The following is a 12951-nucleotide window of genomic DNA, read 5'->3' as shown; positions in this document are numbered from 1 at the left end:
GGACACCCGCGAGATGCTGACCGGCCTCGGCTACGAGGAGGGCAACCACGGCGAGGCGGCCCACTACGTCATCGAGAAGGCCTTCGTCGAGAAGTGATTTTTTGGAACAGGGAGGTTGCGGAGCGAAACGAAAGGGTACCGGAGAGAAAAATTCTCTGCTCAAATTCCAGCGTGGAAGGACTCTCTCCGCCGCGCTGGAAATACGGAAAGCGCGGCCATCGCGTTCGAGCTACGTTGAGCTGACGTCCCGCTGTCGTATCGAACCTTTCCGGTCGCCATGTCCCCCGTTCAATTCGACTCCTTCGGCGAGCCCATCCTGCCGGCCAGCGACAAGGAGCCGACCGCCGCCGCGCGGGTTGCCCTGCACTCCGGCGTCGGCCTGTTCTGGGCGATGGTCGTCGCCATCGTCGCCGCGCGCGCGGCCTATTTCGATCCGGCCCTGAACGAGAAGGTCGCCAGCGTTGCCTCGCTGTTCGGTCATCTCCGGACCGTCGTCGGAGGCTGAACCCGCACCGATAGAAGATCGAAGGCGCCGCAACGGCTCGCGGCGCCATTTTCCATGTCTCAGGCCGGAAGCGCCCGGGCGGCTGGGCGCAGCCGGTTCTCGCCGAGGCCGAGCAGGCCCGGAATCTCGGCCGGCGTGTCCGCAACCGTGACGCCCGCCGCTTCCAGCGCCCGGCGCTTGCCGTCGTAGCTCCCGAACGACCCCGACACGATCGCGCCGGCATGGCCCATCTTCTTACCGGGCGGCGAGGCGCGCCCGGCGATGAAGGACACGACCGGCTTCGACATGCCGGCCGCATAATCCGCGGCGGCCTCCTCCATCGACCCGCCGATCTCGCCGACGAGCACGATGGCGCGGGTGCGCTCATCCTCGTCGAGCGCCTGGAGGGCGTCTCGGGTCGTGGTGCCGATCATCGGATCGCCGCCGATCCCGAGGAAGGCCGACTGGCCGAGACCCGCGCGGGTGAGATTGAGGCAGATCAGCGTCCCGAGGCTGCCCGAGCGCGAGATCACGCCGACCTCGCCCGGCTGGAAGATGTTCGGGTTATGCCCCGGCATGATGCCGACGAACCCCTCGCCGGGCGTGACGATCCCGGCGGTGTTCGGCCCGACGATGCGGGTGCCGTGCCGCGCCGCCGCGTGGTGGATCGCCATCACGTCGCGGGCCGGGATGTGCTCGGTCAGAATCACGACCGTACGCGTCCCGGCTTGAATCGCGTCGAGCGCCGCCTCGCGCGCCATGGCAGGGGGAATGAACATCACCGCCACGTCGAACGGGCTCTCGGCCATCGCCGCCTCGGCGGTTGCATAGACCGGCACGCCGAGATGCCGCTCGCCCGCCCGCTTCGGGTTGACGCCGGCGACGACTCTCGTGCCGCACTCCATCATCTTCTGCGTCCAGAAGGTGCCCTGCTTGCCCGTGATGCCCTGGACGAGGACGCGGGCGGACTGACGATAGATGATCATCGAGCGGCTCCCCGGCTCGCAGTTGAGTGGGCGGCGTCGACGGCGGCTTGCACCGCGTCCTCCATCAGGTCGAAGGGTTCGCAGCCGAGACCCTCCCGCACGAAGCGCACGGCCTCGTCCTCGCCGGTCCCGTGGATCGAGAAGAAGACCGGGATGTCCGGATCGAGCCGCTTCCAGGCGGTGACGACGCCCTCCGCCATCACGTCGGTGCGGGCGAACGCTCCGCAGAAGTTGACGACGAGGCTTTTGACGCCGGGATTGGACAGCACGAGCTTCAGCGCGGCCTCCGACTTGGTGTAGGCCTCGCCGCCGATCTCGAGGAAGTTCGCCGGGCGTCCGCCGCAATGACTGATGACGTCCATCGTCGTCATCGTCAGCCCGGCGCCGTTGGCCAGCACGCCGACATCGCCGTCGAGCTGGATGAACTTGAGCCCGTTGGCGGCGCCTTCCCGCTCCAGATCGGTCATCGGCTCGTCCGCTGCCGCGCCGGCCAGCTCCGCTTGGCGGAAGGCTGCGGAATCGTCGAGCGTCAGCTTGCAATCGAGGGCGACGACCCGGCCGTCGGCCAACACCGCGAGCGGGTTGATCTCGATCAGTTCCGCATCGACTCGGCCGCTCGTCGTGTAGAGCGAAGCCAGGATGTCGGCGACCGCGTCCTCCGCGCCTCCGAGGTTGAGGCCCGACAGCATCGCGCGGGCGGCGGCCTCGTCGAAGCCGGCTTCAGGATCGACGCGGTGGCGGCGCAGCGCGTCGGGGCGGGTCGCGGCCACTTCCTCGATGTCCATCCCGCCTTCCGTCGAGAACAGGACCAGCGGGCACCGGCTCGCGGTGTCGATCAGCACCGCGGCGTAGAACTCGCGGGCGATCTGGGCCTGCTCCTCCAAAAGGATCGCGCCGACCGCGTGGCCGTCGATCCTCATTCCGAGGATGCGCTCCGCGACGCTGCGGGCCTCTTCCGCCGAGTTGGCCGGCTTGATGCCGCCGGCCTTGCCGCGCTTGCCGGTCGGCACCTGAGCCTTGACCATGCAGGGGCCGAGGCCTTCGAAGGCGGCGGCTGCCTCCTCAGGGGTCCGACACAGGACCGCGCGCGGGACCGGGATGCCGGCGGGCGCCAGCACCTGCGCCTTGGCGACGTGCTCCAGAAAGTTCATCGCGCGCCCTCCTGGTGGCCGATCCGCTTCCAGTGCGGCCCGAACAGTTCCTCCTCGCTCGGCTTGTCCTCGGGGATCGCCGTAACGAGATGGGTGATGTTGAGCATGTTCCGGTAGCTCAGGTTCTCGGAGATCGAGTTCTTCTGCCAGGAGCCACAGCCCATGCTGAGGGTGAAGCCGAGGCCGGAATTGAAGCCGCCGCCATTGCCGAAGGTGTGGGCGAAGTTCACCAGCACCCGCACGACGTCGAGGTCTTCCGCCAGCTCGCGGGCGCGGTCCATGTCGGTGGTGTGCAGGCCGCAGGAATGGCCCTTGCCCTGGTGCTCCAGGATTTCGCGTACCCGTTCTTTCGCCGCCGCGAAGTCGCTGGCGCGATAGACGGTGAGCACGAGGGCGAGCTTTTCGCCCGACAGAGGATAGCCCTTGCCGACGCCCGTCTCCTCCACGAGGAAGAAGCGCCTGTCCCGAGCCTGCGGCGGCAGCTCGAACGCCTCGGCCAGGACCGCGGCGTCGCGGGCGATGAGATCGCGGCTGAGCTTGCCCTTGACCCAGAGGCGCCCGATCACCCGCTCGCGCTCCGGCGGCGTGCAGAGATAGGCGCCGGCCCGCTCCAGCGCGGCGAGGGCCGCGTCGTAGACCGCATCCACGATGACGACGGCGTTCTCCGACGAGCAGGAGGTCGAGTTGTCGAAGATCTTCGAGTCGCGGATGCGCTCGGCCGCAGCATCAAGATCGGCGGTCTCGTCGATGATCACCGGCACGTTGCCGGCGCCGACGCCGATGGCCGGCGTCCCGCTCGAATAGGCGCGGCGGACATTGTCCTGCGAGCCCGTCACCACGACGAGGTCGCAGGCCTTCATCAGCGCTTCCGTCGACTCCTTCGTCACCGGCGAGGGCAGGATCTGCACGAGATCCTCGGGCAGGCCGATCTGAGCGAGTTCCGCGCGCATCAGATCGACGATGCGGGCCGTGGTGCGGTAGCCGAGCGGGGAGGGGGCGATGACGATGGCGTTGCGGCCCTTGACCGCCATCATCGCCTTGTTGACCGGCGTCGCGCCCGGATTGGTCGACGGCGTCACCGCGCCGATCACCCCCATCGGCTTGGCGTATTTGACGAGGCCCTTCGCCTCGTCGCGCTCGATCACGCCGACGGAAGGGCTGCGCAGCAGGTCGCGCAGGGTACCGAAGGTCTTGCGCTGCTTCTTGCGGATCTTGTCGGCGACATTGCCGAGGCCGGTGTCCTGCACCGCGAGTTCGGCCAATTCGCGGGCGTGGTCAGGGTTGTAGAGCGACCACGCCAGCGCCCGGACGGCGGCGTCCGCGGTCTCCTGATCGACGTTGGCGAACGCCTTCTGTGCGGCTCTGGCCCGCTCCATGACGGCTTCGACGGAGGCCGGCTCCGGCTGGCCGAGCGGGTCCGGGACCTTGAGAGTGACGACGGCCATCGCGGTATCCTCTTGCGGCTGTCGGAAGGGAAGGATCGAAGGGAAGCGGGGGGCTCGCGGTCAGGCCTGTGGTCTGACCGCCGCCGGACCGGTCACGACGGGCGGCCGATCCTCGGCCACGTCGTCGAGGAAGGGCTCGTCCGGCCGCATCCGCAGGGCGAGCACAGCACCCAGCAACAGCAGACCGAGGGACGCGACGAAGGGCAGATCCCACCGTCCGGTCGCGTCGATGACGGCGCCGAACACGACCGGGGAGATCATCCCGGCCAAGCCGAAACCGAAATTCATGAAGCCGGAGGCGGTGCCCGAATGCTGGGGCGCGATGTCCATCGGCACCGCCCAGATCGGCGCGACGATGAGTTCGGCGAAGAAGAACGCGCCCGACAGACACAGGGTGATCGTGACGAGATCGGTCACGAACAACACCGGCAGCATGAACAGGAACGCGCCGAGAAAGCCGACCACGATGACGCTCACTCGCGCCTTCGACACGCTGCCGGTCTTCCTAAGGATGCGGTCGCTGACGACGCCACCGACGGTGTCGCCGACGACGCCGGCGAAGAACACGCCCGAGGCGAAGATCGCCGACTTCTTGATGTCGAGCTGGTACTGATGGAGGAAGTAGGATGGGATCCAGTTGAGGAACAGCCACAGGGTCCAGCCGTAGCAGAAGTCGGTCAGCGTCACCGGCAGCATGCGTTTGAGCAGGCGCCGCCACGGCACGGCCTTGCGCTCGCCCGCGATCTTCACCGTCGGCAGGACGGCGATCTCCTCCGGCGTCACGTGCTTGTGGTCGCGCGGGTCGTCGCGGAAGTACCAGAACCATAAGGCGACCCAGGCGAAGCTGATGATTCCGACGATGATGAACGAGTCGCGCCAGGACAGGGCGACGATCAGGAAGGCGATCAGCGGCGGCGTCAGCGCGTTGCCGAGGCGAGCGAAGGCGTGGGTGATGCCCTGCGCGAAGCCGCGCCGGTCGGCGGCCATCCAATTCGCCAGCGCCCGCGTCGCGGTCGGGAAGGCCGAGCCCTCGCCGATGCCGAGGACGAAGCGGGCGATGACGAGCGACACCGCCCCCTCGACGAAGCCGATCGCCACGGTGGCGGCCGACCAGATCGCGCCGCAGATCAGCAGCGTCATCCGCGGTCCGAGCCGGTCGCCGAGCCAGCCGCCGGCGATCTGGAAGAAGGCGTAAGGATAGGCAAAGGCCGAGAAGGCGAGTCCGAGCTCGAAATTGGTGAGCCCGAGTTCCTTCTGCATCGCCGGCGCGGCGGTACCGATGTTGACCCGGTCGATATAGGTGACCAGGTACATCAGGCAAATAATCAGCAGCACACGATCCGTGGCTTTGAAGCGGGCAAGCCTCAACATCCTGGCCCTCCTGCCGAGTTAGGCCAAGCTCCCCGCAGCCATTGCATCGCATGATGCACAACTGAGGTAGCATCCTGGCATTCGTTGAGCGTTCCTCACGTCCGAAACGGCGGGTTGTTCAGGGTCATCGAATGCCCTGACTCGTTGTCTGCCCGTCGTCTCGCGTTGATCCTAGCCATCACCGGTGGATCGGAAAAATTTATTGTCTGCATCCGGATCATGCAGGATATTGATCGATATGATTCCGGATCTCGAGATTCCTCTGCTCCGCACCTTCGTCGCGGTGGTCGAAACCGGCAGTATAACGCAGGCCGGCAAGCAGGTCGGCCGCACGCAGCCGGCGATCACCCACCAGATGCAGCGGCTGGAGCGGGCGCTCGCCAAGCCGCTGTTTCAGGAGGATCGGCGGAACCTCACGTTGACCCGCGAGGGCGAGATGTTGCTCGGCTACGCCCGGATGCTGCTCGGCCTCAACGACGAGATCCGCGGGCGCTTCGAGGCGCCCGACATCACCGGCCATGTCCGGCTCGGCGTGCCCGATCTCTACGCCGCGTTCCTGCTGCCGACGGTGCTGAGCGGCTTCTCGCGCGCCTATCCGCAGGTGGAGATCGAGTTGCGCTGTTCGCGCAGCGTCAACCTATACGCCGCGCTCCAGCATGAGGAGATCGACATCGCCCTGATGACGCGCCAGCCGGAATTCGGTCGCGGCACGGTGGTGCGCGAGGAGCCGCTGGTCTGGGTGGCGGCGCGCGACTACGCCGTCCCGCCGAGCGGCGCCCTGCCGCTCGCCCTGCTCCCGGCGGGCAGCGTCTACCGGCAGCACGCCCTCGACGCGCTGGGCCAGATCGGGCGACCGTGGAGCATCGCCGCGGTCAGCGACAGCATCGCCGGGCTTCAGGCCGCCGTCTATGCCGGGCTCGCTCTCTCGGCCTTCCCGCTCTGCGCCGTCGGCACCCATGTCCGCCGGCTCGGCCGCGCCGACGGGCTACCCGACCTGCCGAACTTGGAAATCGTCCTTCAACGAAAACCCAGCGGCATTGCCGCCGCCGCGGAGCATCTCGCCGAGTACATGGTGGCTGGGATCGGCAATGTCGGACGCTGACGCTGCCCGATCCGCATCCACGACAGGGCCCGCATGACGCGACTGCCGTTGCGCCGCACCATGCTAGGGCCTAGACCTTGTGCATCGCAGCAATCATTGTCCGATCATGCCGCCCGTCGAGCGCCTCCGCCAGATCCTGCCCTTCGCCGCCGCCGTCTATCTCGCCGGCAGCATCGCCCAGCTTCAGGCGATCCAGCCGAGCCACACCGCATCGCGCGGCGTCTCGGTCGCGTCGCTGGTCTCGGGCCTCAAGTGGCACATGCTTGAAATGGCCAAGAACGAGCAGGCCGAGATATCTTTCGGCTCGCCGGGCAACTGAAGCTTTTTGGCCTTTGACTGCGGCCCCAGCCCATACGGTCTCCGCCCCGCCATGACGGCGTGAGGCGAAGCCGGCGGTAACCGATCGGAAGCCGCATCACCCACTTCACCGCTCTTCACCGATGAACCGACCGCACTCTGTGCGAGGCCGGCGAAGACGCATGCGCGATTGACACACCCGCCATTTCCTCATCTAATCGAACATAACGTTCCGTTTTTTGAGACATAGGCGCTCAAGACCGGAGAAAATCTGAGGAAACGCAGTCGGCGAGGTGCAGGCGATGGCGGTCGCCCCCTACGACTTCATCATCGTCGGCGGCGGCACTGCGGGCTGCGTCCTGGCGAACCGCCTCTCGGCGGACGGCCGTCACCGCGTGCTGATGCTGGAGGCCGGTCCGCGCGACCGCTCGCTCTGGATTCATCTGCCCATCGGCTACGCGAAGACGATGTTCCACAAGACCCTCAATTGGGGCTTCTACACCGAGCCGGAGCCGACCATGGGGGATCGGCGCATCTACTGGCCGCGCGGCCGGACGCTTGGCGGCTCGTCGTCGATCAACGGCCTGATCTTCGTGCGCGGGCAGCGCGAGGATTACGACCACTGGGCCGCCCTCGGCAACGACGGCTGGTCGTGGAAGGACGTGCTGCCGTACTTCATCCGCTCGGAGCACAACACCAAGGGCGCCGGGCCGGCCCACGGCTCCGAGGGGCCGCTCTGGTGCTCCGACATCGGGCGGCGCCACGAACTGATCGAGGCGATCATCGCGGGGGCCGGGGAACTCGGCGTACCGCGCACCGACGACTTCAACACCGGCGACCAGGAGGGCGCCGGCTATTATCAGCTCTTCACCCGCAACGGCCGACGCTGCAGCACCGCGATCGCCTACCTTCGCCCGGCCCGCGGACGCCGAAACCTGCATGTCGAGACCGACGCGCACGCCACCGGCCTGATCCTCGAAGGGCGCCGCGTCGTCGGCGTCCGCTACCGGCGGGGCGGGCGGATGCGGGAGGCGCGCGCGGGCGCCGAGGTGATCCTCGCCGCCGGCGCGTTGCAGAGCCCGCAGATCCTGATGCTGTCGGGCATCGGGCCGGAGGAGGAACTCAAGCGCCACGGCATCCCGGTCGCGCACGCCCTGCCGGGCGTCGGCGCCAACCTTCAGGACCATCTCCAGATCCGGCTTCTGTACCGGGTCGCCAAGCCGATCACCACCAACGACGACCTGCGTTCGCTCTGGAGCAAGGCGCGCATCGCCGTGCAATGGCTCCTGACCCGCAGCGGGCCGCTGGCCGTCGGGATCAACCAAGGCGGCCTGTTCACCCGCGTGATGCCCGGCCCTGGCACGCCGGACGTGCAGTTCCACTTCGCCACGCTCTCGGCCGACATGGCCGGCGGCGCCCCCCATCCCTGGTCCGGTTGCACCTTCTCGGTCTGCCAATTGCGGCCGGAATCGCGCGGCAGCGTCACGCTTCGCAGCGCTGACCCGTTCGCGGCCCCGGTGATGCGGGCGAACTACCTCGCGACCGAGACCGACCGGCGTTGCACGGTCGAGGGCATCAAGTTCGCCCGCCGCCTCGCCGCGACCGGCCCGTTGCGCGATCTCCTCACTGAGGAGGTGAAGCCAGGCGCGGATACGGAAGGAGACGATGCGCTTCTGGCGTTCGCCCGCGCGTGGGGCGCAACGATCTTCCATCCCTCGGGCACTTGCCGCATGGGCACCGACCCGCTCGCCGTGACCGATGCGCGGCTTCGCGTCCACGGTGTCGGGGGCCTGCGCGTCGTCGATTGCTCGATCATGCCGACGCTCGTCTCCGGCAACACCAGCGCGCCGGTGGTGATGATCGCCGAAAAAGCCTCCGACATGATCCTGTCCGACGCACGGGCCGGATCGAGACCGATCCCCGCCGCCGCGCCGGGATCAGGGACGTTCTCCGACGCGGCGCGCGAGGGGAGTCCGGCATGACGACGAGCCCGACGACACCCAAGGCAGGCGGCCTCGGCCGCGTGGTCACCGCCGCGCTGATCGGCGCGACGATCGAGTGGTACGACTTCTTTCTCTACGGCGTCGTCGCCGGCATCGTCCTCAACAAGCTCTACTTCCCCGCCGACGATCCCCTCGTCTCGACGCTGCTGGCCTACGCGACCTTCGCGGTCGGCTTCGTCGCCCGACCGCTCGGCGGCGTGATCTTCGGGCATTTCGGCGACCGGATCGGCCGCAAGAGCATGCTCGTCATCACGCTGATGCTGATGGGCGTCGCGACATTCCTGATCGGCCTCGTGCCGACCTACGCGCAGATCGGCGTGGCCGCGCCGGTCCTGCTGCTGCTGCTGCGGATCGTCCAGGGCATCGGGCTTGGCGGCGAGTGGGGCGGGGCCGTGCTGATGGCCTTCGAGTACGCGCCGCCCTCGAAGCGCGGCCTCTATGCCAGCATCCCGCAGATCGGGCTGGCGCTCGGCCTCTGCCTCGCCTCGGGCGTCGTCGCGGGCCTGTCCTACGGGCTCTCGGACGAGCAGTTCCTGACCTGGGGCTGGCGGCTTGCCTTCCTGTTGAGCGCGGTGCTCGTGGCGGTCGGCGCCTATATCCGGCTCAACGTGATGGAGACGCCGGAATTCTCCCGCGTGAAGGAAGCCAACCGCGAAGCGGCGATCCCCTTCGTCTCGATGATCCGCGACTTTCCCGGCAACGTGCTCGCCGGCATGGGCGCGCGCACCATTGACGGCGTGTTCTTCAACGTCTTCGCCGTGTTCTCGATCGGCTACCTCACCGGCACCGTGAAGATGCCGCGCACCCAGGCGCTGCTGGGCGTCACGGCGGCCGCGCTCCTGCTCTGCCTCACCATTCCGATCGCCGGCTGGCTCTCAGACCGCCTCGGGCGCACCCGCGTCTACGCCTGGGGCTCGCTGCTGACCGGCTTCTCGGCCTTCCCGGCGTTCTGGGTCTTCCTCCACAGCGACGGCAGCACCGCGGCGATCTGGCTCGCGCTGATCGTGCCGTTCGGCATCCTCTACGCCTCGGTCTACGGGCCGGAGGCGGCGCTGTTCTCGGAGTTGTTTCCCGCGCGGGTGCGCTACACCGGCATCTCCTTCGTCTACCAGTTCTCCGGCATCTTCGCGAGCGGCCTGACCCCGATCGTCGCCACTGCGCTGCTTCAATACTCGGGTGCGGACCGACCGTGGCTGGTCTGCGCCTATTGCGCCTTCGCCGGCCTCGTCAGCGCGGCCTCCGCCATCTGGATCGGCCGCCGGGCACGTGCGGCAGCGGGCGTCCCGGCCCAACCTTTGCCTGCCGCGCCGATCGGATCGATGCGAAGGACGTTCCACGATGCAGGGCCGGCGTAGAAGAACGCTCTACTTTTCCCACGCAAAGAAGATGAAATTTGCCACAAAGGCGGTGTGAGGGCGACACCGGACCCCGGGTGTCGAGGACCGACGATGCTGCAGAAGAACCGCCTGATGAAGCCGCCCGAATCCCGCGCCCCGGTTGCCCGAATCCGAGAGCTGGCACCGGGCATCGCGCTCTGCGTCGCGGTCACGCTGGTCTCGATCGGGCTGCAGCATCTCGAGGAGGACACGTTCGAGCATCCCTATATCGAGGCGCTGGTCATCGCGATCCTCCTCGGCATGGCGATCCGCAGCTTCTGGACGCCGAGCCCGCTGTGGCGCTCCGGCATCGCCTTCAGTGCCAAGCAGCTCCTCGAAGTCGCCGTGATGCTGCTCGGCGCCTCGATCAGCTTCGCGGCGATCGTCGCCTCCGGGCCGTTGCTGCTCGCGGCAATCGTCGCGACCGTGGTGGTGACGATACTGGCGAGCTTCGCGATCAGCCGCCTGCTCGGGCTTGCCGTGCGGATCTCGATCCTGATCGCCTGCGGCAACTCGATCTGCGGCAACTCGGCCATCGCGGCGGTCGCTCCGGTCATCGGCGCCAGCAGCGACGATGTCGCCTCCTCGATCTCCTTCACCGCCATCCTCGGCGTGCTGATGGTGCTCGGCCTGCCGCTGCTGATCCCGCTCCTGGGCCTCGGCGCCGGCCAGTACGGCATCCTCGCCGGGCTCACCGTCTACGCGGTGCCGCAGGTTCTGGCTGCCACCGTCCCGGCCGGGCTCGCGGCGACGCAGATCGGCACGCTGGTCAAGCTCGTGCGCGTGCTGATGCTCGGCCCCGTCGTCGTCGGCCTCTCGCTGCTGGCGCCTCGCCTGAGCGGCGCGGCGCCTCAGGCGGTCCCGCGCCGGTTCGATCCATTCAAGCTGGTGCCGTGGTTCATCCTCGGCTTCCTCGTCCTCGCCGCCTGCCGCTCGCTCGGCCTCGTGCCCGATCTCGCGGTCGGCCCGATCACACGGGTCGCCGGCCTCCTCACCGTGGTCTCGATGGCCGCCCTCGGGCTCGGCGTCGATGTCCGGGTGATCGGCCGCGTCGGCGGGCGCGTCACCGCCGCGGTGACCCTGTCACTCGTGTTGCTGCTGCTGATCAGCCTCGGGCTGATCCACCTGCTCCGGCTCGGGTGAAGCCGGCCGGAAGCGGCGGATCCGACAAGAGATCCGCCCGATGAAGGAGGAAACCATGTTGCACCGACGCGCCCTGCTGCGCGGCGCCGGCTCCGCTCTGCTCGCGGGTGGCGCGGCCGGGCGAGCCCGCGCGGCCTCGTCCGACGCGGTCACGCTCCCCTTCGGCAACGGCGAGCGCCCCCTCGTCGCCTATCCGGGCAAGCGTCCGCTGATCCAGATGACGAGCCGCCCGCCGCAACTGGAGACGCCGTTCTCGGTCTTCGACGAGGGGCTGATCACGCCGAACGATGCCTTCTTCGTGCGCTACCACCTCGCCGGCCTGCCCCAGGAGATCGATCCGGACACGTTCCGCCTGGAGATCAAGGGGAAGGTTGAGAAACCGCTCTCCCTGTCGCTGACAGACCTCAAGGCGCTCGATCCGGTCGAGATCACCGCGGTCAACCAGTGCTCGGGCAATTCCCGCGGCTTCTTCGAACCGCGGGTGGCCGGCGGCCAGCTCGCCAACGGGGCCATGGGCTGCGCCCGCTGGAAAGGCGTGCCTCTCAAAACCGTGCTCGACCGGGCCGGCGTGCAGGCGAATGCGCGGCAGGTGATGTTCGAGGGCCTCGACGGGCCGGTGCTGGAAAAGACGCCCGACTTCGCCAAGGCGCTCGATCTCGACCACGCCCGCGACGGCGAGGTGATGCTGGCCTACGCCATGAACGGCGCCGACCTGCCGTTCCTCAACGGCTTTCCGCTACGGCTCGTCGTGCCGGGCTATTACGGCACCTACTGGCTCAAGCACCTCAACGCGATCACGGTGCTCGACACGACCTTCGAGAACTTCTGGATGAAGCCGGCCTACCGCATCCCGGCCAATGCGTGCGGCTGCACCGAGCCCGGCAAGGCGCCGACGGCGACCGTGCCGATCAACCGCTTCACGGTCCGCTCCTTCATCACCAACGTGGCTGACGGCGCCAGCGTCGCGGCAGGCACCGACACCGCCTGGCGCGGCATCGCCTTCGACGGCGGATACGGCATCACCGAGGTCGCTGTCTCGAGCGATGACGGGCGCACCTGGACTGCGGCACGCCTCGGGCCGGACGAGGGCCGCTACGCCTTCCGCGGCTGGGAGGCGAACCTGAAGCTCCCGGCAGGCGAGCACCGACTGCGGGTCCGGGCGCTGAATCGGATCGGGCAGTCGCAGCCGCTCGAACCGCTATGGAATCCGGCCGGCTACCTGCGCAACGTCGTCGAGACAACGCGCGTGACCGCCCGCTGAAGGAGGCGCCCATGACCCGATTGTTTTTCAGGCGCGCGCGCGTCGTCGCCCTCGTCGTTCTCGCTGCCGGAACCGCCTCGGCAAGCCCCGTCCGCTACGACCTGCCGGAAGACACAGCGAAGCTGAAGCCCGGCCCCGGCGCCGCGGTGGCGGAGGCGCATTGCCTGAGCTGCCACTCGCCGGACTACATCGCCACGCAGCCGGCCCGGAAGGGTCACGCGTTCTGGACGGCCGAGGTCACCAAGATGATCAAGGTCTACGGCGCGCCGATCGAGGAGGCCGACGCCAAGGCGATCACCGACTATCTCACCGCGACCTATTGATTGCGGGCG

General features: G+C 68.3%; 12 protein-coding genes and 1 pseudogene. 9 read left to right on the top strand and 4 right to left on the bottom strand.

Features of this window, described 5'->3' with window-relative positions:
- Positions 1-97 (top strand): annotated as a pseudogene (locus ABS772_RS05720) (ferredoxin--NADP reductase); the annotation flags it as partial.
- 180 nt (positions 98-277) lie between these two features.
- A complete protein-coding gene (locus tag ABS772_RS05715) occupies positions 278-505 on the top strand; it encodes a hypothetical protein (protein ID WP_350392913.1) in 228 nt (75 codons plus the stop codon).
- 59 nt (positions 506-564) lie between these two features.
- Here the strand turns inward: ABS772_RS05715 and sucD are convergent, their stop codons facing one another.
- From sucD to ABS772_RS05695, 4 genes are read right to left on the bottom strand one after another with little or no spacing between them, the layout of a single operon-like run.
- The gene (gene sucD / locus ABS772_RS05710; protein WP_350392911.1) at positions 565-1470 is read right to left on the bottom strand and encodes a succinate--CoA ligase subunit alpha; all 906 of its coding nucleotides are present in this window, start codon (positions 1468-1470) and stop codon (positions 565-567) included.
- Positions 1467-2621, bottom strand: coding sequence for a succinate--CoA ligase subunit beta (locus ABS772_RS05705; RefSeq protein ID WP_350392910.1), 1155 nt, complete (start codon positions 2619-2621; stop codon positions 1467-1469). Before ABS772_RS05705 ends, sucD begins: the two co-directional genes overlap by 4 nt.
- Positions 2618-4066 carry an acylating sulfoacetaldehyde dehydrogenase gene (sauS, locus tag ABS772_RS05700; RefSeq protein ID WP_350392909.1) on the bottom strand — a complete coding sequence of 483 codons (1449 nt, stop codon included), beginning with the start codon at positions 4064-4066 and terminating at the stop codon, positions 2618-2620. The genes ABS772_RS05705 and sauS overlap by 4 nt, the downstream gene beginning before the upstream one ends.
- Before the next feature lie 60 nt (positions 4067-4126).
- Complete coding sequence (locus ABS772_RS05695; RefSeq protein ID WP_350392907.1) at positions 4127-5437, bottom strand: MFS transporter; 1311 nt, start codon at positions 5435-5437, stop codon at positions 4127-4129.
- Positions 5438-5675: 238 nt separating this feature from the next.
- Between ABS772_RS05695 and ABS772_RS05690 the strand changes: the two genes are divergently transcribed.
- The 7 genes from ABS772_RS05690 to sorB all read left to right on the top strand — a co-directional run bounded on the left by ABS772_RS05690 (position 5676) and on the right by sorB (position 12942).
- Entirely contained in the window at positions 5676-6539 is an 864-nt protein-coding gene (locus ABS772_RS05690) for a LysR substrate-binding domain-containing protein (protein WP_350392906.1), read from the top strand.
- Between the two features lie 106 nt (positions 6540-6645).
- Positions 6646-6858, top strand: a complete 213-nt coding sequence (locus ABS772_RS05685) for a hypothetical protein (protein WP_350392905.1) — start codon at positions 6646-6648, stop codon at positions 6856-6858.
- 280 nt (positions 6859-7138) lie between these two features.
- A complete protein-coding gene (locus ABS772_RS05680) occupies positions 7139-8818 on the top strand; it encodes a GMC family oxidoreductase (protein ID WP_350392903.1) in 1680 nt (559 codons plus the stop codon).
- Positions 8815-10194 (top strand): MFS transporter, encoded by a 1380-nt coding sequence (locus ABS772_RS05675; RefSeq protein ID WP_350392901.1) that lies wholly within the window; start codon positions 8815-8817, stop codon positions 10192-10194. The genes ABS772_RS05680 and ABS772_RS05675 overlap by 4 nt, the downstream gene beginning before the upstream one ends.
- 96 nt (positions 10195-10290) lie before the next feature.
- On the top strand, positions 10291-11358 hold the full coding sequence (locus ABS772_RS05670) for a YeiH family protein (RefSeq protein WP_407942967.1): 1068 nt from the start codon (positions 10291-10293) through the stop codon (positions 11356-11358).
- 55 nt (positions 11359-11413) lie between these two features.
- Positions 11414-12619, top strand: a complete 1206-nt coding sequence (sorA, locus tag ABS772_RS05665) for a SorA family sulfite dehydrogenase catalytic subunit (RefSeq protein WP_350392898.1) — start codon at positions 11414-11416, stop codon at positions 12617-12619.
- A gap of 11 nt (positions 12620-12630) precedes the next feature.
- Entirely contained in the window at positions 12631-12942 is a 312-nt protein-coding gene (gene sorB, locus ABS772_RS05660) for a SorB family sulfite dehydrogenase c-type cytochrome subunit (protein WP_350392897.1), read from the top strand.
- Positions 12943-12951 lie beyond the last annotated feature (9 nt).

Origin of the sequence: Methylorubrum podarium (genome assembly GCF_040270385.1) — a bacterium.
In the GTDB taxonomy this organism is placed as follows: Bacteria; Pseudomonadota; Alphaproteobacteria; order Rhizobiales; family Beijerinckiaceae; genus Methylobacterium; species Methylobacterium podarium.
The sequence above is the reverse complement of the archived record's forward strand: the minus strand, read 5'-3'. Positions and strand labels throughout refer to the sequence as shown.